23 protein-coding genes are annotated in these 25,976 nt (G+C 64.9%); 10 read left to right on the top strand and 13 right to left on the bottom strand.

The features are described from left to right. From VSR68_RS26700 to rpoD, 4 genes are all read left to right on the top strand, one after another. Complete coding sequence (locus tag VSR68_RS26700) at positions 1–1,182, top strand: acetate/propionate family kinase (protein ID WP_342942710.1); 1,182 nt, start codon at positions 1–3, stop codon at positions 1,180–1,182. 2 nt (positions 1,183–1,184) lie between these two features. Then, positions 1,185–1,964 carry an enoyl-ACP reductase FabI gene (gene fabI / locus VSR68_RS26695; RefSeq protein ID WP_342942709.1) on the top strand — a complete coding sequence of 260 codons (780 nt, stop codon included), beginning with the start codon at positions 1,185–1,187 and terminating at the stop codon, positions 1,962–1,964. 259 nt (positions 1,965–2,223) lie between these two features. After that, positions 2,224–2,484 (top strand): hypothetical protein, encoded by a 261-nt coding sequence (locus VSR68_RS26690; RefSeq protein ID WP_342942708.1) that lies wholly within the window; start codon positions 2,224–2,226, stop codon positions 2,482–2,484. Between the two features lie 301 nt (positions 2,485–2,785). Continuing rightward, positions 2,786–4,783, top strand: a complete 1,998-nt coding sequence (gene rpoD, locus VSR68_RS26685) for an RNA polymerase sigma factor RpoD (protein ID WP_342942707.1) — start codon at positions 2,786–2,788, stop codon at positions 4,781–4,783. Positions 4,784–4,902: 119 nt separating this feature from the next. Here rpoD and VSR68_RS26680 read toward each other — a convergent pair whose 3' ends face one another. The 6 genes from VSR68_RS26680 to VSR68_RS26655 all read right to left on the bottom strand — a co-directional run bounded on the left by VSR68_RS26680 (position 4,903) and on the right by VSR68_RS26655 (position 10,380). Next, positions 4,903–5,343 carry a PRC-barrel domain-containing protein gene (locus tag VSR68_RS26680; RefSeq protein ID WP_342942706.1) on the bottom strand — a complete coding sequence of 147 codons (441 nt, stop codon included), beginning with the start codon at positions 5,341–5,343 and terminating at the stop codon, positions 4,903–4,905. Positions 5,344–5,460: 117 nt separating this feature from the next. Next, a complete protein-coding gene (locus VSR68_RS26675; RefSeq protein ID WP_342942705.1) occupies positions 5,461–6,291 on the bottom strand; it encodes a hypothetical protein in 831 nt (276 codons plus the stop codon). Between the two features lie 418 nt (positions 6,292–6,709). Further along, a complete protein-coding gene (locus VSR68_RS26670; RefSeq protein WP_342942704.1) occupies positions 6,710–7,903 on the bottom strand; it encodes a fumarylacetoacetate hydrolase family protein in 1,194 nt (397 codons plus the stop codon). Between the two features lie 70 nt (positions 7,904–7,973). Beyond that, positions 7,974–8,981 (bottom strand): LacI family DNA-binding transcriptional regulator, encoded by a 1,008-nt coding sequence (locus VSR68_RS26665; protein ID WP_342942807.1) that lies wholly within the window; start codon positions 8,979–8,981, stop codon positions 7,974–7,976. Positions 8,982–9,188: 207 nt separating this feature from the next. Continuing rightward, positions 9,189–10,079, bottom strand: coding sequence for an SMP-30/gluconolactonase/LRE family protein (locus VSR68_RS26660; RefSeq protein ID WP_342942703.1), 891 nt, complete (start codon positions 10,077–10,079; stop codon positions 9,189–9,191). A gap of 67 nt (positions 10,080–10,146) precedes the next feature. Continuing rightward, on the bottom strand, positions 10,147–10,380 hold the full coding sequence (locus VSR68_RS26655) for a hypothetical protein (RefSeq protein ID WP_342942702.1): 234 nt from the start codon (positions 10,378–10,380) through the stop codon (positions 10,147–10,149). 656 nt (positions 10,381–11,036) lie between these two features. Between VSR68_RS26655 and cobA the strand changes: the two genes are divergently transcribed. Next, positions 11,037–11,798, top strand: coding sequence for a uroporphyrinogen-III C-methyltransferase (cobA, locus tag VSR68_RS26650; RefSeq protein WP_342942701.1), 762 nt, complete (start codon positions 11,037–11,039; stop codon positions 11,796–11,798). Between the two features lie 50 nt (positions 11,799–11,848). Here the strand turns inward: cobA and VSR68_RS26645 are convergent, their stop codons facing one another. Next, positions 11,849–12,457, bottom strand: coding sequence for a CBS domain-containing protein (locus VSR68_RS26645; RefSeq protein ID WP_342942700.1), 609 nt, complete (start codon positions 12,455–12,457; stop codon positions 11,849–11,851). A 212-nt stretch (positions 12,458–12,669) separates the two neighbouring features. Here VSR68_RS26645 and mnmH point away from each other — a divergent pair, with 212 nt between their 5' ends. Further along, positions 12,670–13,728 carry a tRNA 2-selenouridine(34) synthase MnmH gene (gene mnmH, locus VSR68_RS26640; RefSeq protein ID WP_342942699.1) on the top strand — a complete coding sequence of 353 codons (1,059 nt, stop codon included), beginning with the start codon at positions 12,670–12,672 and terminating at the stop codon, positions 13,726–13,728. Positions 13,729–13,794: 66 nt separating this feature from the next. On the opposite strand, the gene VSR68_RS26635 is transcribed toward mnmH, so the two are convergent. After that, entirely contained in the window at positions 13,795–16,137 is a 2,343-nt protein-coding gene (locus VSR68_RS26635) for a bifunctional diguanylate cyclase/phosphodiesterase (protein WP_342942698.1), read from the bottom strand. Between the two features lie 246 nt (positions 16,138–16,383). Continuing rightward, the gene (locus VSR68_RS26630; RefSeq protein WP_342942697.1) at positions 16,384–16,875 is read right to left on the bottom strand and encodes a GNAT family N-acetyltransferase; all 492 of its coding nucleotides are present in this window, start codon (positions 16,873–16,875) and stop codon (positions 16,384–16,386) included. Between the two features lie 318 nt (positions 16,876–17,193). On the opposite strand from VSR68_RS26630, the gene VSR68_RS26625 reads away from it, so the two are divergent. Next, positions 17,194–17,631, top strand: coding sequence for a YciI family protein (locus VSR68_RS26625; RefSeq protein WP_342942696.1), 438 nt, complete (start codon positions 17,194–17,196; stop codon positions 17,629–17,631). 74 nt (positions 17,632–17,705) lie between these two features. On the opposite strand, the gene VSR68_RS26620 is transcribed toward VSR68_RS26625, so the two are convergent. The 4 genes from VSR68_RS26620 to VSR68_RS26605 are packed head-to-tail and all read right to left on the bottom strand — an operon-like array spanning position 17,706 to position 22,008. Then, complete coding sequence (locus VSR68_RS26620) at positions 17,706–18,872, bottom strand: ABC transporter permease (protein ID WP_342942695.1); 1,167 nt, start codon at positions 18,870–18,872, stop codon at positions 17,706–17,708. Between the two features lie 14 nt (positions 18,873–18,886). After that, complete coding sequence (locus tag VSR68_RS26615) at positions 18,887–20,041, bottom strand: ABC transporter permease (RefSeq protein ID WP_342942694.1); 1,155 nt, start codon at positions 20,039–20,041, stop codon at positions 18,887–18,889. Positions 20,042–20,074: 33 nt separating this feature from the next. Continuing rightward, positions 20,075–20,794 (bottom strand): ABC transporter ATP-binding protein, encoded by a 720-nt coding sequence (locus tag VSR68_RS26610; RefSeq protein ID WP_342942806.1) that lies wholly within the window; start codon positions 20,792–20,794, stop codon positions 20,075–20,077. A 5-nt stretch (positions 20,795–20,799) separates the two neighbouring features. Further along, positions 20,800–22,008: an efflux RND transporter periplasmic adaptor subunit gene (locus VSR68_RS26605; protein ID WP_342942693.1), complete on the bottom strand. Its 1,209-nt coding sequence runs from the start codon at positions 22,006–22,008 to the stop codon at positions 20,800–20,802. Positions 22,009–22,210: 202 nt separating this feature from the next. Here VSR68_RS26605 and VSR68_RS26600 point away from each other — a divergent pair, with 202 nt between their 5' ends. The 3 genes from VSR68_RS26600 (at position 22,211) to nudC (ending at position 25,963) form a co-directional block, all read left to right on the top strand. Beyond that, positions 22,211–23,068 (top strand): class I SAM-dependent methyltransferase, encoded by an 858-nt coding sequence (locus tag VSR68_RS26600; protein ID WP_342942692.1) that lies wholly within the window; start codon positions 22,211–22,213, stop codon positions 23,066–23,068. A 98-nt stretch (positions 23,069–23,166) separates the two neighbouring features. Continuing rightward, entirely contained in the window at positions 23,167–24,885 is a 1,719-nt protein-coding gene (locus VSR68_RS26595) for a SulP family inorganic anion transporter (protein WP_342942691.1), read from the top strand. An 85-nt stretch (positions 24,886–24,970) separates the two neighbouring features. Continuing rightward, a complete protein-coding gene (nudC, locus tag VSR68_RS26590; protein WP_342942690.1) occupies positions 24,971–25,963 on the top strand; it encodes an NAD(+) diphosphatase in 993 nt (330 codons plus the stop codon). The last annotated feature ends 13 nt before the right edge of the window (positions 25,964–25,976 follow it).

Here is a 25,976-nt window from a genome sequence, read left to right as displayed (position 1 = left end):
ATGGAAGTCATCCTCGTCATCAACGCGGGTTCGTCGAGCATCAAGTTTCATGCGTTCGCCGTGAACGGCGCGCAGCTCGATCCCATTGCGGGCGGCAAGATCGAAGAGATCTACTCGAATCCGCATTTCATCGCGAAGCGGCAAAGCGGCGAAGTACTCGAAGACAAGAGCTGGCCGGAGGGCGAGCAGCTTGGGCACGACAACGCGATCGCGTTTCTGCTCGACTGGCTGCGCAGCCACGGCCAGGGCCGCGCGACGTTGCGAGCGGTCGGCCATCGCGTCGTGCATGGCGGCGAGCGCTATTCGGAGCCCGTGCGCGTCGATGCGCACGTGATGGAAGAACTCGAAGCGCTGGTGCCGCTCGCGCCGCTGCATCAGCCGCACAATCTCGCTGCGATCCGCTCGATCATGGCGCGCAATGAACATGTGCCGCAGATCGCGTGCTTCGACACCGCGTTTCATCACACGCAGCCCACCGTCGCGACACGCTTCGCGCTGCCGCCCGACATCACGAGCCGGGGCGTCAGGCGTTACGGCTTTCATGGGCTGTCATACGAATACATCGCGAGCGTGCTGCCGGAGCGCGACGAGCGCGCGGCGCAAGGCAAGACGGTCGTGCTGCACCTTGGCAACGGCGCGAGCATGACGGCCTTCGACCGCTGCAAGAGCATCGCGAGCACGATGGGCTTCACGGCCGTCGAAGGGCTCGTGATGGGCACGCGCTCCGGCAGTCTCGATCCCGGCGTCGTGCTGTGGATGCTCGAAGAAGCGAACATGGATGCGCGCGCAATCGAATCGCTGCTGTACAAGCGCTCGGGCCTGCTCGGCGTATCCGGCATTTCCAGCGACATGCGCGAGCTGCTCGCGAGCGACGACCCGAGAGCCGCCGTTGCCGTCGAGCTGTTCTGCTACCGCATCTCGCGCGAGCTCGGCTCGCTCGCGGCCGCGCTCGGCGGACTCGACGCGATCGTGTTCACGGCGGGCATCGGCGAATACGCGGACGCCGTGCGCAAGCGCGTCTGCGAGCTGGCGTCATGGCTCGGCGTCTCGCTCGACGAAGAGGCCAACGCGCGTCACGGACCGCTCATCAGCGATGCGAAAAGCGCCGTCGACGTCTGGGTCATTCCCACCAACGAAGAACTGATGATCGCCCGGCATGCGCTCAGCCGGCTGGAGGGTTAAGCATGGACAAGCCAACGGGTCAGCCGCTCGCGCAGTACAAGGTGCTGATCATCGGGATCGCCAATGAGCACTCCATCGCGTATGGCTGCGCGCGCGCGTTTCGCGAACTCGGCGCGGAGCTGGCCATCACGTATCTGAACGACAAGGCGAAAGCCTATGTCGAGCCGCTCGCGCAGGAACTCGGCGCGTCGATGCTGCTGCCGCTCGACGTGTCGAAGCCCGGCGAGCTCGAAGCCGTATTCGACGCAGTCCGCAACGAATGGGGACGGCTCGACGTCGCTGTGCATTCGATCGCGTTCGCACCGAAAGCCGATCTGCAAGGCGGCTTGCTGAACAGTTCGCCGGAAGGCTTTTCGGTGGCGATGGACATCTCGTGCCATTCGTTCATCCGCATGGCGCGCCTCGCCGCGCCGCTGATGGACGACGGCGGCTCGATGTTCGCGATGAGCTACCTGGGCGCGACGCGCGTCGTGCCGAACTACGATCTGATGGGCCCCGTGAAAGCGGCGCTCGAAGCGTCGTGCCGCTACCTCGCGCACGAACTCGGGCCGAAGCGAATCCGCGTGCATCCGATTTCGCCAGGGCCGCTGAAGACACGCGCCGCGTCCGGTCTCAAGGACTTCGATCTGCTGCTCAACGAAGCGGCCGAGCGCGCGCCCATAGGCGAACTCGTCGACATCATGGACGTCGGGTACACGTGCGCGTTCCTTGCGACGCCCTACGCGCGGCGCGTGACGGGCAACACGGTGTTCGTCGACGGCGGGGTCAATATCATCGGCTGAATGCGGGGCGTCGTTCGATAAGGGCGCCCCGCTTCCGTATGTAAACCATTCGCGCCCGACAGGCGTTGTACTTCTGCACGCAGCCGCTTCCCTCTGCTGACGCCGGCAAGAACATCTCATAACATGATGGATCGTGCGCGGCCGTCCGCAGCGGCCCACGTGCGCGATCCAGTCAACGATCCGAAAGCAACACGTAGTCGAAATGAACGATGCGTCGCATAAGATAACTTCCATCTCTTCTTCGTCGAAAACTCACGCCGTGCCCACGCCTTCCATCATTCCGGACCAGGACAACGCGCGCGACGCAGCCCCCGCCGCGCGCGAAGACAAGGTCGCGCATGGCGGCACGCCGTGGGCGATGTTCGCGCTGTCGGCGATCGGGCTGCTGGTCGGCACGTTTGCGGTGATCGGGCCAGAACATGTGTCGATGGCCGTCGCCAAGACGCTGCTGACGGTCGGCTGCGTGGTGGTCGCGGCGCTCGCGGGCATCGTCGCGGCAGACCTTTCGAGAAGGCAATGACAGCCCGCCGCACCAGCACGGCGCATTTCATGCTACATAAGGTGGTGCACTGCACCACTTTTCTGCTATACTCACAGATTCACTTTTTCCGCACGCGTCGAATTGCGTCCTAACTGGAAGGCACTGCGCGGAAGGACCAGCGAACGCACGGGCATTTCAGTGCGCTTCGGCGGCCTCCACCGCATCGTTCCGCGTCAATCGATTCGTGCAACACCCCGCCCTCCCTCACGATCCGACAGGTCACGCTGCCTGCCGCGCGCGTGCGCGCGGGGAAGCGAAACAGCCTGCCGAGGAGAACGTATTGGCAAAGCCTGACCGGGACAGCTCCCAGTTCGAAACCACCGCATCGAAGGCGCCGAAGCGCGCCGCAAAGGCGAAGGCCCAGCCCGCATCCGTGCCGCAAGACGCGGCCCTGCTGGAATCCCTCGCTGAAGAACGTCAACGTCAGATGCGCGCGCTGATCGCGCTAGGCCGCGAGCGCGGCTATTTGACGCACTCCGACATCAACGACCACCTCCCCGACAATTTCACCGAAACCGCCGCGATGGAAACCATCGTCAGCACGTTCGGCGAAATGGGCGTCGCCGTGTACGAAACGGCGCCCGACGCGGAAACGCTGTTGTTGAACGACGGCCCGTCGGCTGCCGCATCGGACGATCAGGCCGATGAAGAAGCCGAAGTCGCGTTGTCCACCGTCGATTCCGAATTCGGCCGCACGACCGACCCCGTCCGCATGTACATGCGCGAAATGGGTGCCAGCGAGCTGCTCACGCGCGCCGGCGAAATCGAAATCGCGAAGCGCATCGAAGGCGGCCTGCAGGACATGGTGCAAGCCATCGCCATGTGCCCGTCCATCATCTCGACGATTCTCGCGGACGTGGACCGAGTCGTCGCGGGTGAAATCCGTATCGACGAACTGGTCGACGGCATCAGCGACACCAGCGAAGCCGCCGAGATGGACGACGAAGCAGCCGACGCCGCCGCGGAAGAAGAACTGGAAGCGAGCGCATCGGACGAAGACTCGGATGACGAAGACGGCGATCTCTCCGACGACGGCGGCGAAAAAGCCAACGCCGCGCGCCTCGAACAGCTGACGGCGGACAGCCTCGCGATTTTCGAGCGCGTGCGCGCGCTGTTCGCGAGCGTGCCCGACATGCCCGTCACGGACAAGCGCCGCGCGACGGCCATCGCGAACCTGCGCGAGTCGATCCAGCAGGAACTCACGCCGATCCGCTTCACCGCGAAGACCATCGACCGCCTGTGCGCGGACGTGCAGGCGCAGGTCGCGCAGGTTCGCGCGATCGAACGCAACATCCTGTCGATCGCCGTCGACCGTTGCGACATGCCGCGCGAAGCGTTCGTCGAATCGTTCCCGGGCAACGAGACCGATCTCGAATGGACGACGCGCACGGCCGCGAAGTCGAAGGCGTATGGTCCGGCGCTCGAGCGTCACCTGCCCGCGATTCAGTCCGAGCAGCAGAAGCTCGTCGATATCGAAGCCGCGATCGCGCTGCCGCTGCAACAGCTCAAGCAGATCAACAAGCAGCTGAACTCGGCGGAATCGAAGATGCGCCAGGCCAAGCGCGAGATGATCGAAGCGAACTTGCGTCTCGTCATTTCGATCGCGAAGAAGTACGTCAATCGCGGCATGCACTTCCTCGATCTGATCCAGGAAGGCAACATCGGCCTGATGAAGGCCGTGGACAAGTTCGAATACCGTCGTGGCTGGAAGTTCTCGACGTACGCGACGTGGTGGGTCCGTCAGGCCATCACGCGCGCGATCGCGGACCAGGCGCGCACCATCCGCGTGCCTGTCCACATGATCGAATCGATCAACAAGCTGAACCGCATTCAGCGCGAGATCGTCCAGCAGACGGGCCAGGAGCCGCATCCGTCCGTACTCGCCGAGCGCATGGACATGCCCGAGGCGAAGATCCGCAGCATCCTGAAGATCGCGAAGAATCCGGCGTCGCTCGATTCGCCCGTCGGCGAAGATGCCGACACGACGCTCGGAGACATGATCGAAGACACGTCCGCGACGTCGCCCGCCGATGCCGCCGTGCACGCGAACATGCGCCGCGCGATCGACGAAGCGCTCGACGCGCTCACGCCGCGCGAAGCGAAGGTGCTGCGCATGCGCTACGGCATCGACACGGCATCGGAACTGACGCTCGAAGAAGTGGGCCGCCAGTTCGACGTGACGCGCGAGCGTATCCGCCAGATCGAAGGCAAGGCGATTCGCAAGCTCAATCACCCGAGCCGCGCGGACAAGCTGCGCCCGTTCCTCGAACGCGGCTAACGGCTCGAAGCCGGGCGTCGCCTTGACGCTCGGCACGCGATAACAAAACGCGCGACAGCTCAGGCTCCCGCGCGTTTTTTATTGCATTCGTTGTTTGCGGCCGACGAATGCGATGACGCTCAGTGATGCTCGCCGTATTCCTTGCGAGCCATCGGCGTCGCACGCACCTTCGCATACTGGAACGCGGGAATCGCCTTCACCGCGTCTTTCGTCGCGCCGGCCCATACGAGCTTGCCGCCCGTATAGTCGAGTTGCGACATCGGGATCGCGACATCGTGCTGCGACACGCCAAGGAACTGATGCGCAGCGACGACCGCAAACGAAGCGGCATTGTCTGGCGAAATGATGATGTCGTGCAGCACGCCGACCTTCTGGCCCTGCTCGTTGTAGATCGGCTTGCCAAGCAGGCTCTTCTTCGCGCTCCAGCCGTTGATGATGATCGACTCCTGCTCGACGCTCACGCCGATGGTCTGCGCGCCCGCCACCTGTGCGCTCGCCTGAACCGAAAACACGCCGGCCGTCGATGCCGCGATCAGAACCGCTGCCCACTTTGCCTTCATAGCTTATTCTCCGATGTGAAATGTTGCGAGGGACTGCCGCTGCTGTGAGAAGCGACATACCTTACCGCATCGGAAATAAACCGTCGCAGAAGGGTACACGGGGCGCTTTTCGTCACGCTACTTCGCGAGGCTCAGCCCTTTGCCCAGCACGGAGCCGTCCTTCTGGTTCACGAGCCAGACAGCCTGAACGCTTGCGTGAAGCGTGGAGGTTCGACGGGTGATGTCGGTGGGCTCTTCGTCGGTTGGATCGCTGTGCTCGCTCGTCTGCGTCAGATACGGCGGCTCCAGCGTGCAGACGAGCACGATCGCGAAGTTGTCGCCGGCGCTTTCGAATGCCTCTTGCGAAAGCATAAGGCGGCCGCGCGCGACGGTCTTCGTTGCGCCTTCTGTCTTTAGCTGGATCAGGTCGATGTTCTGGATGTAGCCCTTGGCCTTGGCGTCGGGCGCGATCACGAGTCCGCGCCCTCTCGGGCCGACGATGTTCAGATAGAGCTGGATCGCTTCAGGATGCTCGTCGCTGGCGAGCGGCACGTTCACGCTCAGCCGATGCGTCGCCGAGCGGTACAGAATGCCGTGCGGCGCGGGAATCATGAACAGGAACGTGCGTTGTCCGTTCTCGGTGGTCGCCGCATGGCCGTGAAAGATGCGGTCGAACGGCTGACGCGCGAGATTGCGAATGCGCTCGCCGAGCGATTGCGTCGCGGCAGCGGGCATCTGGCCAGCGAGCGCATCGCGCACCTTGACGGGATCGTCGGCAGTAACGTGTTCCGGCGTTGACGTCGTGCTCGACACTTCCTGCCCGGCGGCTTTGGAGGCTGCATTCGCCGATGCACTCGTCGATGCATTCTTCGCCCCATAAGCAGCCGCGCTCATGCACAGTGCCGCCGCGATGCACAGCTTGAGCCCGGCTCCATTTGCCCCGGCAACCGCGCGATTCAGAAAATGCACCACATCCTCTCCGTTGATGATGACGCTATCGGTGCGTCTTGTTCTTCACGGTTCGTCTCGACGGGTCGAACGCGCTATCTGTTTGCATTCTAAGCGCATTCGATGAACGGGATGCGGCAAGCGGGCTGCCGCTCTGGCTGGCGTTCCGGCAAGTGCTCTGGAAAAGAAAAAACGCCAGGCACCGAAGTACCTGGCGTGCAGTTCGACTACACAGGCGCTCGACGCGCCTTTTATTCTTGCCTTTATATCGACTGCGAATCGCGGATCTTTAGGCCTTTGCGCAACCATTTAATCAGGGAAAGATTGAAGGCCGTGCGGCTAACCTGGCCATCCTGAGCACATCGAAGCTTGCTTGCCTAAGGAGTGGGACTCGCAAACGTTTCGTCCGTTCCCCTTCATACCATTTGACATGCGCCAACTATCGCGAGCCCGCGCCGAGCAACCCGCGCGCGGCGAGATTCGCGTACAGCGCGCGCACGCCGAACGTCCACGGCGTGATTTCCGTGCACAGCTGCACGGTATTGCGCAACGCGCCGAGTTGCGGCGTCGAGATCGTCACGATATCGCCGAGGTGATGTGTGAAGCCGCCGCCCTCTGCGTCGCGATCCTTGATCGGCGAGAACATCGTGCCGAGAAACAGCATGAAGCCATCGGGATACTGATGATGCCGGCCGCACGTCTGCGCGACGAGATCGGCGGGATCGCGGCTGATCTCCGACATGTGGCTCACGCCTTCGAGCAGAAAGCCGTCGTCGATGCCTTCGACGCGCAGCGCCACGCTCGCTCGCCGCACGGAATCGAGCGTGAATTCGCCGTCGAAGAGCCGCACGAACGGCCCGATCGCACACGAGCCGTTGTTGTCCTTGCACTTGCCGAGCAGCAGCGCCGAGCGCCCTTCGATATCGCGCAGGTTCACGTCGTTGCCGAGCGTCGCGCCCACGATCGTCCCCTTGCTGTTCACGGCCAGCACGATTTCCGGCTCGGGGTTGTTCCATGTCGATGCCGCCAGCAAGCCGACGTCGTCGCCGAAGCCGACCGACGACATCGGCTGCGACTTCGAGAACACTTCCGCGTCGGGGCCGATGCCCACTTCCATGTATTGCGACCACGCGCCCCGCCGTTCGAGCTCCGCCTTCAGGCGCGCCGCCGCTTCGGAACCCGGCTCGATCTTCGACAGGTCCGTGCCGATCAGCGTCGCGATGGTCTGCCGCACTTCGTCCGCTTTCGCCGGATCGCCGCCCGCCTGCTCTTCGATCACGCGCTCGATCAGGCTCACCGCGAACGTCACGCCGCATGCCTTGATCGGCTGCACGTCGCACGGCGCGAGCAGACGCATGGGCGCAGCCGGATCGGCGGCGAGGCTCGCCGCGATCAGCTCCGCCGCCGTGCCCAGACGCTCGCCCGGCGCATTGCGCGCGACATCCGCGGCATCGTCGCGTTCGAACAGATCGGCCGTGGTCGGCGCACTCGCCGTGATGTCGAAGACCTCACCGTTGCGCACGGCGACGACGCTCGGGCCTTCATGACGCTGCGTCTTGCGCCACACGCGGCCGACCAGCAGCGCGCGGCCGAGATCGTCGGGCAGATAGTTCGTTTCGGTCGATGCAGTCATGACAGGCGATCCTCCGATGATGAACGGCCCTCGCAACACGCAACAGGCCGATGGTCCGATGAAAAGCGTGCTAAGCGCTCTCGCGCGCGATCACGCTGAAGTCGATCTTCACGCTCTTGCGCGCCGAGGCGCGCGTCGATGGTGCCCCGCCGTCCTGTGCCGCGAGCGCGGCCAGCAGCGCTTCGCCCGTGCGCGTGCCGATGCCGTACGCGTCGACGGAAATCGTCGTGATGGTGGGCGCGCAGCACGCGGCCACTTCGAAATTGCCGAAGCCCGCGACGGCGATATCGCCCGGCACCGACAAGCCACGCCGGCGGCATTGCATGATCGCACCGAACGCGGACATGTCGCTCACGCACATCACGGCATCCGTGTCGGGCCATTGATGCAACAGCGCATCGAGCGCGGGCGCGCCGTGGCTCATCGTGATCGGCGATTCGCCGAGACGCACGACGCGCGGCTCGCCCAGGCCCTGCGCCTTCACTTCCTGCAGATAGCCCTTGAGACGTTCGAGGCCGCGCCGGTCGAGCTCGCTCGCGCCGCCGAGAAAACCGATGCGCCGATAGCCGCGTTCGACCAGATAGCGAACCATCTCGCGCGCGGCCTTCGCGTTGGAAAAGCCGACGGCCGCATCGATCGGCGAGGTGGGCAGATCCCACATCTCGACGACGGGCACGCCCGAGCGCAACAGCAACTCGCGCGTCCCGCTCGTATGCTGCGCGCCCGTCAGCGCGATGCAGCGCGGCTGATGGCGCAGCATCGAGCGCACGAGCCGCTCTTCGCGTTCGAGGTCGTAGTCGGTATCGCCGATCAGCAGTTGCAGCCCTTGCGGCTCGAGCGCAGCTGTGAGCCCGCGCACGGTGTCGGAGAAGTTGGAACTGGCAAGCGACGGCACGAGCACCGCCGCGAACGCCGAACGCCCCGAGGACAACGCGCCGGCCGCCGCATCCGCGACGTAGCCGAGTTCGTCGATGGCCCGCTGCACGCGCTCGCGCGTGGCGGACGCCACGCCGCGGCCGGCGAGCACGCGCGAGACCGTCATCTTCGATACGCCCGCGAGCGCCGCGACATCCGACATGCGCGGCGGTCCCGCGAGCGCGTTGCGTGTGTCGATGGCGCGTCTGGTGCTGCGTGGAGTGCTGGACATACTGATCGTTTGGGGTCGCGTTCTTTATCAGCCGCATATGATAACGGCAACCTCGCGCGCGACCCGTGCGCCCGCTAAGGAAACGCCACGAAGCATGGTGAACGCAGCGAAGGGTTCGATGCGTGCGCGATCGCCCATTCAATCCGTCACGCGCAACGCGCTGCGCTTTTCGATCAGCCCCGGCACGGATACACGCATCGCAAAGACGCCGCCCGATTGTGGATACTGCTCCAGTTCCTCGGCGGGACGGCCCTGGCGCGCGGTGGTCACATAGAGCGTGCGCAGATCGTCGCTGCCGAACGCGCACATCGTCGGGCACCGCGCAGGCAGCGGATATTCGCCGACGACCTTGCCTTCCGGCGAAATGCGCACGACCCGTCCGCCTTCGTACAGCGCGGACCAGTAGCAGCCTTCGCTATCCACCGACGCGCCATCGGGACGCCCGCGATCCGTCGGCGTCGGCTCGAACTTCACCCAGTCTTCGCGCGGGCCGACCTCGCCGCTGCCGACGTCGTACGGATGCCGGTAGATGGTGAAGCGCGGCGTATCCGAGTGATAACACCAGCGGTAGTCGGGACTGAACGCCATGCCGTTCGACGTCAGCAGGCCGGCGTCGATCTTCGTCAGCTCGCCGTTTGCGTAGCGATACAACGATGCGGCGTTGCCCGCCTTCGGTTCGTCGAGCGTGCCGAGCCAGAACCGGCCATGCGCATCGCAGCGGCCATCGTTGAAGCGGCTCGTCGCGGGATTCTCGGGGTTCGCGCAGAGCTTGCGCACCACCTGCCCCTTCGCGTCCAGCAGAAAGATGCCCGTGCGCATGCCGGCGATGAAGCCGTCGTCTTCCGTCAGCGAAAAGCACGCGATGTTCTCGGGCATCGGAATCGCCACATCCTGCCCTGTCTTCGGATCGAAACCATGCAGCGCCGGCGCCTGGATATCGACCCACCACAGCTTCGCGCGGCGCTCATCCCATCGTGGGCATTCGCCGAGCGCGGCGGCGGCGGGCAATACACATTCGAACGTCTGCATGATGATGGTCCTCTCTCGTGGCTCTTGAAAACGCACGCGGCGCGGATCAATCAACAGTAGCAAACAATCATGCGACGTTCAGCGTCGCAGCCGTTCTTCGCACGCAGCCCGTCGCGCGAACCATTCTTCGCGCATCGCCGCGTTGCATTCGCGCGCGCGGTCCGCGCCGCTCCCGGAGCCGTTCGGGACGCATGCTCGCGCCATGTCGCTGGCGGCTGTCCTCTTCTTCGCCCGCGAGGGCAGCCGGGGGCACGCGATCGCCGGTGAAGAAGTCGATCAACGTCGAGAGGCGCTGCTTCATGTCGTCTCCAGGTGCTTGTCGTGTCGTGCCGCGTTCGTGCGCATGCAACGCGAAGAACGCGCGAAATTAGCGAGAGTAAACGCCAACGGCGTCCCGCCAGTCCGGTTCGAAGACCAGACCGAGGGGACGCCGTTGTCCAATTCGATGCTGCGGAAATGCGAGAAGGTTTGCTGCGGCGCGGGTCGTCGTCGACGCTGCGGCAGTTTGATCATGCAAGTCATATGCCATGCGCGACGTTTCGCCGGACAGCCACGCGCACAGGCGATATGGCGATCATCTCGTCTCGACAGCGGCCGAGGTCAGCGAATCATGATGACGCTCGAAGGCACTTTCGTGGTGCGTCGCAGCACTGCGCAAGTGCGCTGCAAGGCGCGATCCAATCGTCAGACGCATTACATCGCGCACTCGATTCGCTCGCCCGCAACGAAGCCTGCCGCGCATTGCACGCATGAAAGCATCGAGCGTTTCGGCGACTGGCCCCTTTCTTGCGAATACGCCGTTCGCCGGCAAAGGCGCCGGCATCCGGTCCGGGCACGAAGCCCGCCACGGGAACAGGTAAAGCAGACAGGACAGCGGCGTCCCCTTCGTGCAAGCACGAGCGGGACGCCGTTTGTATTTACGGCATCGATCGACGGACACACGCGATGGAGAAACGGATGAACACGGGCAAAGTCACACTGGTCAGCGCGGGACCCGGCGATCTCGACCTGCTCACCTTCAGGGCGGCTAAGGCGATCGCGGCCGCCGACGTGCTGCTGATCGACGATCTCGTCAACGACGAGATCACGACGCTGAAGTCGGCTCACGCGCGCGTCATCAAGGTCGGCAAGCGCGGCGGCTGCAAGTCGACGCCGCAAGCGTTCATCCAGCGCCTGATGCGCCGCTACGCGCTGCAAGGCCGCCACGTCGTGCGGATCAAGGGCGGCGATGCGCTGCTGTTCGGCCGCGCGGGCGAAGAGATCGCCGACTTGCGCAGCGCGGGAATCGACGTCGATATCGTCAACGGGATTTCGTCGGGCTTTGCGGCGGCGGCGGGGCTCGGCGTGTCGCTCACGCATCGCGACCATTGCCAGGGCGTGATCTTCGTGACGGCGCATCTGCGCGACGGCAGCGAACCCGACTGGGCGACGCTCGCGGCCACAGGCATGACGCTCGCGATCTACATGGGCGCGAGCCGCATCGAAGGCATCGGCGAAGCGCTCGGCAGAACGCTGCCCGTCGACACGCCCGCCGCCGTCGTGCAGTGGGCCGGCACGTCGCGCGAAAAGCGCGTGTGCGCAACGCTCGGCGACATTGCGGCGTGTGCCGCATCGGAAAACATTACGAGCCCGGCCGTGATATTGATCGGCGGGGCGATTGGAGAAGGCGCGGCGCAACGGGCCGCGCGCAGCGAGTCGATGTGCCGGCTGAGCGCGTGAGCGTGCCGACTGATTGCTGATCAGTCGCTTATGGGTGGCTTAGCATCCGCTCATTGCCCGCACATGATCTTCATGATGTCGGCCTGCGTCAGCACGCCGACCACACGGCCGCCCTCGCCCACCACGGGCAAGTGATGATGCCCTTCTTTTTGCGTGAAGAGCGGAATGACATCGGTGAGCGGCGTCGTCTCCGCCACGCAGTGGACCTTGCGCGACATAACCGTGGTCACGGGCCGCTGGCGCCGCTCGCTCTCCGGCACGGTCGTATCGGATGCGAGCTTGAGGAAAGGCAGGACGGCATCGAGCGGCTGAAGGTCGACATGCGTGACCACGCCTTTCAGGCAACCCTCTGCATCGACGACGGGCAGCAGCTTGATATGGTGCGAATCGAGCACCTTCAACGCTGCGCCGATCGTATCGTCGACGGTCACGGTGACGGGCGGGTTGCGCATCACGTCCGCGCAGGTGAGCCGCAGCAGTTGCTGGAAATAGGCCTGCCGTTGCAGCTCGCCGAGCGCCGCTCGCCGATCGTCCTGTGGCCCCCGCGCCTGGCGTTCGCCCCGGTTCGCTTCACCGTCGCCGTTGGCGCGATCATCCGTGGCCCCGACGTGATGGCCCGGGTTCCCGAAACACCAGCTCAATACCGACGAGATCGACATGTTGGCCCTCCCCAAGGGTACGTTGACCGTGCATGAAACAGCAACTCCAGCGATGCATATCAGCTTTCATCGCTTGCTGCCAGTTTACATCATAACGTGAGGCATTTGCGCGCGACGCTCTGTCGCTGTCAGAAACGGAAAAACCCGGCGAAAGCAGGGTAAAAACGCCGACATGCGATAATTGCACTTTACGTCGCACTGCGACGGCCCGTATGCCCGAACCCTTGAAATCGCTTCTCGCCCCGCTCGACCAGATATCGGAATTCGACGAAATCGTCGATGTCCGCACGCCGCTCGAATTCGCCGAGGACCACATTCCCGGCGCGATCAATGCGCCTGTGCTGTCCAATGAGGAACGCGTCATCGTCGGCACGATGTACAAGCAGGTGTCGCCGTTCGAGGCGACCCGCCAAGGCGCGGCGATGGTATCGCGCAACATCGCCGCGCACCTCGAAACGACGTTTGCCGATCGTCCGCGCAACTGGCGGCCGCTCGTCTACTGCTGGCGCGGCGGCAAGCGCTCGGGGTCGATGACGACATGGCTCAATCTGATCGGCTGGCGCGCGCGGCAACTGGATGGCGGCTACAAGAGCTACCGGCACGCGGTCGTCGAGTCGCTCGATGCGCTGCCGGGGCAATTCCGCTACGTCGTACTCGCTGGCCACACGGGCAGCGGCAAGACGCGGCTCCTGAACGCGCTCGCCGAAACCGATGCGCAAACGCTCGATCTCGAAGGGCTCGCGTCGCATCGCGGTTCGATTCTGGGCATGCTGCCGAACGAGGCGCAGCCTTCGCAGAAGGCCTTCGATACCGCGCTCGTCTCCGCACTGCGCGCATTCGACCCGAGTCGGCCCGTGTTCGTCGAAGCGGAAAGCCGGCGCATCGGTTCCATATCGCTGCCCGTCTCGCTGACGGAGCAGATTCATCGCGGCACGTGCATCCGGGTGGAAACGGAGCGCGGCGAGCGCATCCGCCTGCTGCTGCAAGACTATGCGCACCTCTTCGACAACCGCGAGTTCTTCAAGGCGCAACTCGCGAAGCTGATCGAGTTGCACGGTCGCGCGAGAATCGTCGAATGGCAGACCATGATCGACGAAGACAAACGCGTCGAACTCTTCGAGCAGTTGATCGACCTGCACTACGATCCCGCCTATGCGCGCAGCACGGGCAAGCACTATGCGCAGTTGCCGCAGTCGATGCGCTTCGCGCTGCGGCCCACGGACGCCGACATCCACGAACAGGCGCGCGCGCTGCTCGCGCAATTGCGCTAACGCTTCAACGCGTCAACACACAACGCTTCAACGCATCGTTGCGCTAAAGCGCCAGCGCGCGGCGCATCACCATTGCTCGGCCGTCGGCCACGGCAGACGCCGCAGCGACCAGTCAAGCTCCGCGCCGACCACGCAGCGCCCCTCGCGCGACTGCAGCGCGACCGTCACCGCGATGCACGGCCTGCCGCTCGCCAGCGACAGATACGGGCTGCTCGTGACGGGCACGCCCGGACGCAGCACGGCATTGCGGAAATACGGCCGATGGTCCCAGCGCGCATCGCGCGGATTCGCGATGGGATGCAGCGAACCGCTTTCGACCGCCGACGCCCTCCCCATCACTTCATGTCCAATCTGCCGCCCCGTATCGTCGAGCACGAAACAGCTGACGCATAGCTCCAGCTGCGCGAGATCGCGGAATGCGTCGTCGAGCGGCACGCCTTCGAGCCATGCGTCGACGCCCGCGTCGAGCGCCTGCAGGTACGGCCGCACTTCCGATTCGAACAGCGCGTGCTGATGCGCGCGCCCTTGCGCGATCACATCGAACGCGTGATCGATGCGCCGGTGCACGGCATCGGGCGGCGTAATGGACGGCGACGGCCGGCCAAGCAGAAAGCCTTGCGCGAAATCGACGTTCGATTCGACGGCGAGAATCAGCTGCTCCGTCGTCTCGACGCCTTCCACCACGACCAGCATCCCCGCCTGATGCAGCAGCGAGACGAGCTTCGGCAAGATCGGCTGCTCGACGCCAGGGCTCGTTGCGCGTATCAGCTCGCCGTCGAGCTTCACGAGATCGGGGCGGATGCGCAGCAGACGGTCGAGGTTCGAGTGGCCCGCGCCGAAATCGTCGACGGCAATCAGAAAGCCGTGCTCGCGATACTGCCCTGCCGCGCGCGACATGTCGTCGACGCTGCCGCCGTGCGACTCCAGCAGTTCGAGCACCACGCGATCCGGCGCGAGCCCCGCCGAGCCCACGAGTTGCGCAAGCTGACGGGCGTAGCCGTCGGCGATGAAAGTGGCCGGCAGGATGTTCAGAAACAGCCATGCGTCATCGGGGATCAGGCGGCGCGCATTGCCGAGGTGCAGCGCGTGGCTCGTGCGGTCGAGATCGCCCTGATCGCTGAACGGCCTCGGCGAAAACAGCACGGCGGGCGGCACGCGCGAGCCGTCCTCGCGCTCGCCGCGCAACAACGCCTCGAAGCCGACCTGTTTCTGATGCGAGAGGCTGTAGAGCGGCTGGAAATGCGAGGTCAGCCAGAAGTCGTCCCACAACTGGCGAATCGGCTCCGACGAAGCCCCGTCCGCGAGATCACGCGCCCATGCGAGACGCACGGGATCGACGGGCGCCGCGCGTTCGACGCACACGCAGTCGCGCCCCGTATGCTTCGCTCGCAGCAGGGCCTCGTCGGCGCGATCGAGCAGCGCCATCACGCTCTCGCCGCATCGGTATTGCGCGACGCCGAAGCTCGCGCTCACGAGGCCATCCGGACGCGCAATGCGGCCGATCGCGCTGCGCAACGTTTCGGCAAGCTGCGCGGCGGGGCGCAAGGCCGCGTCGTGCAGCAGCACGAATTCCTCTCCGCCGATGCGGCCCACGATGTCGGCGGGCGTCGTCATCTCCTTCAGCACGCGCGCGACATTCGACAGCGCCTGATCGCCGACGGCATGGCCGAACCGGTCGTTCAGCGACTTGAAGTGATCGATGTCGATAAAAATGGCGCTGACGCTCGCGCCGCTGTCCAGCTTCGAGAGACGCATCGCCGCCTGGTCGAGAAACGCGCGGCGGTTGTGCAGTCCCGTCAGCGGATCGGTTGCGGCAAGGCGCGCGAGGCGGTCTTCGAGCAGAAAGTGATTGCGCCTGAAGCGATAGAAGCCGAAGTGAAACACGGCGGCTGTCGGCAGCGCGACGGCGAGCCACACCCACCACACGACATTCGCATCGCCTTGCGCGCGCGGCAGGCTCATCAACAGCGGCACGCCCGTTACGCAAAAGAGCGCGCTGCCGACGAAAAAATGCGCAGGCGTGAGCCACAGCGGCGCCGCGCAGACGGGAATCGCGACCATCGCGGGCAGCGCCCACAACAACGGCACGTCGAGCCCATCGACATTCAACGCGAGCCCCGCAAGCAACACGAGCATATACGCGACGCCGAGCGCGCCGAATTGCGACGTGCTCTTCGCGCGGGCAATCGCCGCGACCAGCAGCGCAAGGCACGCGGCGCACGCAAGCCGCCAGACGAGCGGCACGGCCGACCCCGCCACGAAGCAGCGCGCGAACGCGAACGCCATGAACACGATGACGGTAAACGCCATCGTCATGGTTGCAAGGGGTCGCTGATGTTCCAGTGAACGTCGGTGAAACCGGTGTTGCAATCCGGCGTCGAACGTCCGATCCGTTAGGGAGGAAAGCATTATTAGCTCAGGCCAGTTCCGGTGACTCTGCCGATGTATAACGGCATCTCTGGCCCGAGGTTGATACTTCATATGAAAACAGTGATGCGCGACGGCATCGGCTGATGCTGCATTTGACAATTGCAGGTCTCGCGAGCGCGAATCACTTGCGTCGATCGCTTGCATCGAATGTCAATTGCGTCGCGGGTGCAATCTCATCCTCCCTCTACGTGAGATCACGAGCGATCGAACACGTCCTCCTTTCCTTTAGAGAACAAGTGAGAGAAAGCGCGTCCCTGCAACGGGGTTCGCATAGTAGGCGGACGTTTCGGTAAAGCCCATGCGTTCGTATAGACGCTGCGCGAAGGCCGTTTGAGGAACGGAATCGAGCACGAGCTTCGCATATCCCAGCGCGTTCGCTTTGCCGATCACCGACGCAACGAGTTGCTCTCCAAGCGAAAGGCCGCGATATGCAGGACGCACATAAAGCCGCTTCACTTCGGCAACTTCATTCGAATGACGCAGCAGTCCCACGCAGCCCGCTATGTCGCCGTCTGCTTCCGCGACGAAGAACAAGCCCGATGGCAACGTGTACGTCTGCTCGAACATCTGCATTTCATGCTCGAAGCCGCGATACGACAGGTCCATGTCGAGCCATTGCACATACTCGCGAATGATCGCGACAAGAGCCGCCGTGTCCGACGAAAAAACCGCTTCCCGAATCGAAGGAAGCACTTGATGCGTGATTGAAGCCGACATGTCGCCCTCGCGCTGAATACCCGGATCATCCGTAGGGGACACAGCGTAGTGCTCACGACGGCGCGCAGTCTTGAACGTTTGTGCAAACGCGTTGCGCGCCTGCAATCCTACTATTTGATGCAGAACGCTAAACGACGCGCACACCGAAGCCGAAGCGAAAGTCAGCGGACCCAACGCGTCAAACGAAGCGCGCGGACTGAACGCGCTCGACGATCGTCAACCATCCGCACGATGTCGATTTCGGCTATCGTCGATCGTCGTAACGATGAAAGCCGCCTGATCGCGCGGTTTCAACAACCCATTCGAGGAGATGCAGAGATGAAAGTGATGGTGATCGTCAAGGCCACGAGCGACTCGGAAGCCGGCAAGATGCCGGATACCGAACTGCTGGCCGCCATGGGCAACTTCAACGAAGAGCTCGTCAAGGCGGGCGTGATGCTCGCGGGCGAAGGCCTGCATCCCAGCTCGCGCGGCAAGCGCGTGCGTTTCTCCGGCCCGCAGCGTAGCGTGATCGACGGGCCGTTCGCGGAGACGAAGGAATTGATCGCCGGGTTCTGGCTGTGGCGGGTGAAGTCGATGGAAGAAGCCGTCGAATGGGTCCGGCGCTGCCCGAACCCGATGGAAGGCGAATCGGAAATCGAAATCCGCCAGATATTCGAAGCCGACGATTTCGGCGACGAATTCACGCCCGAACTGCGCGAACAGGAAGACCGCTTGCGGGCCGACATCGAAAAGCAGGCGAACAAGACGAAGTGACGCTCCGCGCGTCGGCGGAATGGAATGCGCTCGACGCGTGCTCAGGGTTTACTCGACGCGTGCTCGACGCGTGCTCAACGCGCACGCAACGCATCGACGATGCTCATGCGAGCGGCGCGCATCGCGGGCAGGAATCCGCCGACGAGTCCCATCGTCATCGAAAACGCGAGCGTCTTCACGACAATGGCGGGCGTCAGGATGAAGCGGAACGACAGGTCCGCGAAGGTCTGGAAGTTGGTGGTCGAAAACGACGCGAACTGCATGAAGGCCGCGCAGCCCAGGCCCATCATCCCGCCGACGAATCCGAGCAGCATCGCTTCGACGAGAAACGCGGCGAGCACGTTCGAGCGCCTGAAGCCGAGCGCGCGCAACGTGCCGATCTCCGCCACGCGATTCGCGACGGACGCATACATCGTGATCATCGCGCCGATCATCGCGGCGATCGAAAAGATCGTCGACAGCGTGAAGCCGAGTATGTTGATGAAGGTCGAGAGCGCCTTCGACTGGTCGCTGTAGAACGTCTGCTCGCGCTTCGCTTCGTCGGCGAGGCGCGGATCGACGTCGAGATCCTGTTTGAAGCCATCGAACTGATCGGACTGCGCGAGGCGCACGACCATCGACGAATAACTGGTGCGGCGAAACGACTGCATCAGCTGATCGACGTCGCCCCAGATTTCCGAATCGAAGCCGCTGCCGCCGGCGTCGAACGTGCCGACCACCGTCCAGTCGCGTTGCGCGAAGTGCAAATGCTCGCCCGGCTGCGTGCCGCTGAAGCCCTTCGCAACGCTGCTGCCGACAATGATCTCCGACGAGCCGGGACTGAACATGCGTCCCGACGCGAGCTTCACCTGCGGCCGCAAGCTCATGCCGGCGGGCGACACGCCGCGTATCACGACGTTCGACGGCTTGCCGGTGCTGAGCTTCAGCAGCGAGATCAGCACGACGGATTCCTTCGACGCCATGCGCCGGCCATCGCTGCCCATCGCCACGGCAGGATGCATTTCGATGACGTTCGCCTGAGCGCGGTCGATCGCGCTCTGCACTTCCGTTTCCGCGCCCTTGCGGATCACCACGACGTTGTCCTCTTCGCCCGTCGAGACGAGCGTTTTCTTGAGGCCCGCATCGAGCATCAGCACGGTCGCGAACACGAACACGACGAGCGCGAGTCCGCTCGCGGTGAGCGCCGTGGTCAGACGGCGCGTCCACAGATTGCGAGCGATGTAAGAGAGCGGAATTGCCACGATAGCCCTCGCCTCTAGCCAATTGCCCGCAGGCCTTCGACGATCCGCACGCGCGCCGACTGCATCGCCGGAATGATCGCGGCAGCGAGCCCGACGGCCAGTGCGCACGCGGCCTGCAACAGCATCGTCTGATGCGACACGACGAACACGGGAAACACGCCGCCCGTCGCCTGCTTGAAGAAGCTCGCGGCGGGCGGCGTCGCGAGCATGCCGAGCGCGCCGCCCACCGCGCTGATCGTCACCGATTCGCCGAACATCAGCAGCGCGAGAAAGCCCGGTCCGAAGCCGAGCGCCTTGAGCGTCGCGTATTCGACGGTGCGCTCGCGCGCGCTCATCGCCATTGCATTCGCCATCACGGCCATGATGATCACGATCACCACATACGATACGAGACGAATCGCCGCGATGATCTGATTCGACATCGCGACGAAGCCGAGCTGGAACGCCTGCTCCGTTTCAGTGAGCGTTTCGGCGAGCGAGTTCTTGAACACGGCGTCGACGTTGCGCGAGATCGCGGCGGCATCGTCGGGATTCGCGATGCCGAGCACGTACACGCCGACCTGATCGGCTTTGCGCCCCGGCATCTTGCGCACCGATTCGTTCAGATAGTCCCAGTGAAAAATCAGCTGGCGCGTGATCGTCGATTCGTCGCGCCCATCGAGAATGCCGCGCACCGTGAATTCCCACGTGCCCGGATAGATCGTCCCTTTGATGGGGATCACGTCGCCGACCTTGAAGCCGAACGCGTTCGCAAGCTGCCTGCCGATCAGACAGCCTTTGCGGTCGCGTTCGTAGTCGCTGCGCTGCTGCGCGGACAGAATGAATTCCGGGTACAGGTCCAGATAGTTGTCCGACACCGCGAACTGCGCGAAGAAGTTCTTCGGCTCGCGATAGATGCCGCCGAACCAGCTCGACCGCGCGACCATCGTCACGCCGTCGACGCCTCGAATGCGGTTCTCGTAGCTGAGCGGCAGCGGGAACGTGAGCGAGATCGCATTGCGCGTGACGAGCCGCGCATTCGACGCCGCCGCCGCGCCCGCGTACCACGCGTCGACCACCGTATGCAGCAGCCCGTATGCGAGCACGGCGATCGTCAGCCCGAGCACGGTCAGCATCGTGCGCAGCTTGTGACGCAGCGCGTTGCGCGTGATCAGCTTCAGCAGATGCATGGCAGCCTGCGATTGCGCGCTTCGTCGGGCATTTCAGCGAGCCGTTCCATCGATCAGCTCCCCTTTCTCCAGATGCACGAGCGCTCTTGCCGCGCCCGCCGCATGCGCGTCGTGCGTCACCATGATGATCGTCTTGCCCAGCTCGCGGTTGAGCCGCTGCAACATCGACAGCACTTCCTCGGCGGACGCGCGGTCGAGGTCGCCTGTCGGCTCGTCGGCGACGATCAGCGTCGGATCGGTGATCAGCGCGCGGGCAATTGCGACGCGCTGCTGCTGGCCGCCCGACAGCTCCGACGGATAGTGATGCGCGCGGTTCGACAGATTGACCATGTCGAGCACGAGCGCCACGCGCTCGCGGCGCTCCTTGCGCGTCAGGCGCGTGAGCATCAACGGCAGCTCGATGTTTTCGAACGCCGTCAGCACGGGCATCAGGTTGTAGAACTGGAAGATGAAGCCGACATGCGCCGCGCGCCATTGCGCAAGCGCCGCTTCGGAGAGCCGCGTGATATCGACGCCGCCGACGTGCAGCTCCCCGCCGTCCGGCCGGTCGATGCCCGCGATCAGATTGAGCAGCGTGCTCTTGCCCGAACCGGACGGCCCCATCAGCGCGATGAAATCGCCTTCGCCGATCGCGAGCGTGATGTCCGACAGCACGGGCACCGTCTGCACGCCGCGTCTATACGATTTCACGAGGTGACGGATGTCGACGAGGGGCATCGCCTCTTTCAGTGCCGCACTCGCGTCGTGACTCATGTCGTTCACGGCTTCTTCGCCACGGTGACTTTCGCGCCGTCCTTGATGTGCTCGTTCGGCGAGCGCACGAGCACATCGCCGGGACGCACGCCGCCGACGGCAACCAGTTCGCCGAGCGTCGCGCCCGTCTTGACGGGCACTTCGCGCACGGCATCGTCCTTGATCGCGAACACGACCTTGCGTCCGCCTCGCTCGACGATGGCGGCCGGCTGCACCGCGACCACCGGCTGTCTGTCCTGCGGCGGCACCGGCTTCGACAAAAACGCGATCTTCGCGCTCATGTCGGGCAGCACGCGTTCGTCGCGATCGACGAAACGCACCTTGACGAGCACGGTCGCCTTCGAGCGGTCGACGGTCGGCACGATGCGCGACACGCTGCCCGCGAGGCGAACCTCCGGCAGCGCGTCGAGCTGGATCTCGCACGGCTCGTCGACGGTGATCTTCGCGATGTTCGATTCGGCGACGTCGGCCTCGACTTCGAGCGTCGCCATGTCGGCGATCGTCACGACCGCGCCCTTGCTGTCGGAGGCCTGCGAAAACGGCGTGATGTTGTCGCCGACGTTCGCGTGCTTTTCGATCACGACGCCGTCGAACGGCGCGCGGATCACGGTCTGATCGACGGAGACCTGCGCGGCCTGCGCGTTCGCCTGCGCCGACACGATCGCGGCGCGGCTGTTGTCGATCGACGCCTTCGCCTTGTCGTAGCGGGCGAGATCGGCGTCGTACTGGGTCGCGGGCATGGCGCCCTTCGGCGCAAGAATCGCCGAGCGGCGCAGATTGATTTCCGCGTTCTTCAGCTCCGCTTGCTGAAGCGCGAGATTGGCCTGCGCGACCTTGACCTGCGCCTTCGCCTGCGCGAGCGCGGCCTCGACGTCGTTGCTCTCGATCCGCGCGATCACCTCGTTTTGCTTGACGCGCGTGCCTTCGAGCACGCCGAGCCATTCGAGCCGCCCTTGCGCCTTCGACGCCACGGCCGCCTTGCGCTGCGGCACGACGTAGCCCGTCGCGTTGAGCAGCGTGTAGGTTTGCGATGGGTAAGCGGACACCACGGTCGTGGTGTCGACGGTCTGCGGCCCGGCGAGCCTCAGGCCGACAAAGAGCCCGCCGGCAAGCAGCAGCGCGACGGCCCCGTAGCCGATCCAGTTGCGCCGGCGGCCGCCCGTAGCGACGGCCGGCCGGTCGATTTTGAGCCGCTTCAGATCGTGATCTGCCAATTTATATGTCGTCGCCGGATGGCTCGTGCAAGCCTGGACGCCTCATCTAATGAAGCGCGCATCGGAGCACCGCCATGCCGGCTACCTGTCCTGTATTCGGGCCCACAGTATAGCGCCGCGCATCGTCCGTACTTTTGTCCGGACGCGTGCGATTGCTTTACAGTCTTGGCGTCGGCATCCGGTTATTCGAAGGGGGAACATCATGCAGGACAAGCAGACGGTGGCGGCGGACAGCACCGCCGTACGCGTCGCGTTGTGGCGGGCGATGCATGTGCAGGTCGACGCGCCGCCGCACGTGCTCGACGACGAGATCGGCTTGCGCCTCGCCGCGCCCGACGAAGGCTGGCGCAACCGCCCCGACATGAACCCGCAGGGCACGCGCGGCTATCGGGCATCGATCGTCGCCCGCGCGCGTTTCATCGAAGACCTGGTGACGGAAAAGGCGAGCCACGGCGTGTCGCAGTACGTGATTCTGGGCGCGGGCCTCGATACGTTCGCGCAGCGCAAGCCGGAGATCGCGTCGCGGCTGCGCGTGTTCGAAGTGGATCGACCGGGCGCCGAGGCGTGGAAGCGCCAGCGCCTGATCGAACTCGGCTACGGCATTCCGCCGTGGCTGCGGCTCGTGCCCGTCGACTTCGAAGCGGGCCAGTCGTGGTGGGAGCGCCTGTCGGGTGCGGGGTTCGAAGCGGGCGCGCCGGCCGTGGTGGCGTCGACGGGCGTGTCGATGTATCTGACGCGCGACGCAAACCTCGCGACGCTGCGTCAGATCGCGAAGCTTGCGCCTGGCTCGACGCTCGCGATGACATTCCTGTTGCCGCTCGATCTCATCGATGCCGCCGAACGCGCGCAGCATCAGGCCGTGTATGAACGGGCGCGCGCGGCGGGCACGCCGTTCGTCAGCTTTTTCAGCCCCGACGAGATGCTGGCGCTGGCGCGCGAAGCGGGTTTCAGCGATGTCCGGCACGTATCGACGGCCGATCTGACCGAGCGCTATTTCTCGCATCGACCGGATGGCCTGCGGCCCGCGACGGGCGAGGCGTTTCTCGTCGCGAGCACCTGAGAGCCGTCACCACGCCCGCGACGCGTTCGATGCGCGTCGCCGGTTGGAACCCGCGGTTGGAGTCCGCAGTTGGAATCGATAACAACAAGGTGTCGAGCATGCGCGATACAACTGACAGTCCCGCACGCCTGAGCGTCCTGAAAGGCCTGCTCCCCATCGACCGTACCCGGGCGTTGCGCGATGTATTCGCGGGCGTATCGCTCGCGTCGATGGACATTCCCCAAGTGCTCGGCTACGCGCGCATCGCGGGGATGCCCGCCGTGACGGGTCTTTACACCGTCTTTGTGCCGCTCGTCGCGTTCGCGTTCTTCGGCGCGTCGCGTCACCTCGTGGTGGCGGCCGACTCGGCCACGGCCACGATCTTCGCGAGCCGCGCGTCGGCGCTTGCGCCGATGGGCAGCGCCGACTATGTAGCGCTGGCGGGCATGGTCGCGCTGCTCACCGCGGCGCTGCTGCTGCTCGCGCGCATCTTCAAGCTCGGCTTTCTCGCCGACTTCCTGTCGCGCACGGTGCTGGTCGGCTTTCTGACGGGCGTCGGCATTCAGGTATCGATCGCGATGCTCGGCGATATGTTCGGCATGACGGTGCCCTATCCTTCGTCGCGCAGCCTCGCGCAGATCGCGTATGTGATCGGCCATCTCACTGGCGCGCATCTGCCGACGCTGGTGCTCACGGCGCTGGTGGTGGCCGCCATCCTCGGCTCGAAGGCGCTGTCGCCGCGTCTGCCGATACCGCTCGTCGTCGTGGTCGGCAGCATCGCGGCAAGCAAGACGTTCGACTTCGCGTCTCACGGCATTTCCGTGCTGGGCCCGCTCGCGGGCGGCTTGCCGCCGCTGCGCTTTCCCGAGGTCACGTGGCAGCAGTTTCTCGATCTCGTGCCCGTCGCGGCGTCGTGCTTCGTGATGATCATTGCGCAAAGCGCCGCGGCGGCGCGCGTGTTCGCGCAGCAGTTTCACGAAGAAGTCGACACGAACGCCGACATCCTCGGGCTGGCCGCCGCGAACGCAGCCGCTGCGTTCAGCGGCACGTTCGTCGTCAACGGCAGCCCCACGCAAACCGCGATGGCCGAACGCGCCGGCACGCGCAGCCAGCTCGGGCAGCTCGCGTTCGCCGCCGTGGTGGTGGTCGTGCTGCTGTTCCTGAGCACGTGGCTGCAATATCTGCCGCACTGCGTGCTGGCGGGCATCGTGTTCACCATCGCGATCGGCATGATCAACGTGCAAAGCCTGAGGGCGATCCGCGGCGAAAGCCCCGGCGAGTTCGCGCTGGCGCTCGTCACGGCGGCCGCCGTCGTGATGGTGGGCGTCGAGCACGGCATTCTGCTCGCCGTCGCGCTGTCGCTGATGCGGCACGTGCGGCACAGCTACCGCCCGCATACGATGGTGCTGGAGCCCGCGCCCTCGACGGGACGCTGGCTGCCCGTGCCCGCGCAGCCAGGGACGATGACGGCGCCGGGGCTCATCGTGTATCGCTTCGGCTCGGATCTGTTCTTCGCGAACGATCACTTCTTCACCGCGGAAGTCTCGCGGCTGATCGACGCGGCGTCGGGTCCGCTGCACTGGTTCGTCGTCGATGCGGGCGCGATCACCGATCTCGACTATTCCGCCGCGCGCACGTTGAAGGATCTGATCGACAACCTGCACGAGCGGCGGATCGGCGTGCTGTTCGGGAGGGTGAACCGCTATCTGCGCTCCGATATGGACCGGCACGGCATCACGCAGACGATCGGCGATTCGAACATATTCGAAACGCTGCATGAGGCGCTCGCGGCGGCGGGCGTAAGCAGTCCGTCGGCGCACGAGCCCGGCGTGCTGTAAGGGTTGCGCCGCGCGGACAGGCGCCACGGAAAAGTACGACATGCCGTGCCATACTTGCGAACCGTCCTCTTCACACGTCAATGCGATGACCGCCCCTTCCGCTTCCATCGGCTTCAACCTGAACCCGCTCGACCGCCGCTCCGACAAGCGCGACGACGACGCCTTCATCGAACGCCTGCGCAGCGATGCCGCCGCGCGGTTTTTCGTCTTCGATGGCGACGTCCCGTTGCTCAGGCGCGGCGACGGGCAGGAAGCGTGGTTTCTCGCCCGTGAAGCGGCCGCATTCGGCGAGCCGCTGCAAAGCGTGTTTCTGGGGCAGCACGACGACGGCAGCGGCCGCTTCGCGCTCGGCTTCACGCTCGGTCTCGAACCCGGCGAAGGGCAGACGCACGGCGTGCTGCACGAGCGCATCGACTTGCGCTCGATCGCGATGCGGGGCCTCGTCGCGCCTGAGCTGATCGGCATGCTGGGGCAGGCGAAGTCGATGCTCGACTGGCATCGCCGCCACGGCTTCTGCGCGAACTGCGGCGCGGCCAGCCGCTCGGCGGCGGCAGGCTGGCAGCGTGTATGCGACGCATGCGGCACGCGTCACTTTCCGCGCGTCGATCCCGTCGTGATCATGCTGGCGATCGACGGCGAGCGGTGCCTGCTCGGACGCCAGCGCCAGTTTGCGCCGGGCATGTACTCGGCGCTCGCGGGTTTCGTCGAGCCGGGCGAAACCGTCGAGGATGCCGTGCGCCGCGAAGTGCTCGAAGAAGCCCATGTGACGTGCGCGCAGGTCGTCTACTTCGCGTCGCAGCCGTGGCCGTTTCCTTCGTCGATGATGATCGGCTGCTTCGCGCGTGCCGCCGACACGGAGATCGTCGTCGACGAGGCGGAACTCGAAGACGCGCGCTGGTTCACGCGCGCGGAAGTTGCCGCGATGCTCGCGGGCACGCATGCAAACGGACTGTCCGCGCCGAAGCCGTTTGCGATCGCGCATCATCTGCTGCGGGCCTACGTCGAGCATGGCGAGGCGGTGTTGCAAGGCGATGGGGATCAAACGATGGCGCCGTCGAGGCCCTCGTCACGATCCTGATCCTTCTGAACCG

The organism is Paraburkholderia phymatum, assembly GCF_038900715.1.
Classification (GTDB): Bacteria; Pseudomonadota; Gammaproteobacteria; order Burkholderiales; family Burkholderiaceae; genus Paraburkholderia; species Paraburkholderia phymatum_A.
This window is presented reverse-complemented; position numbering and strand designations above follow the sequence as displayed.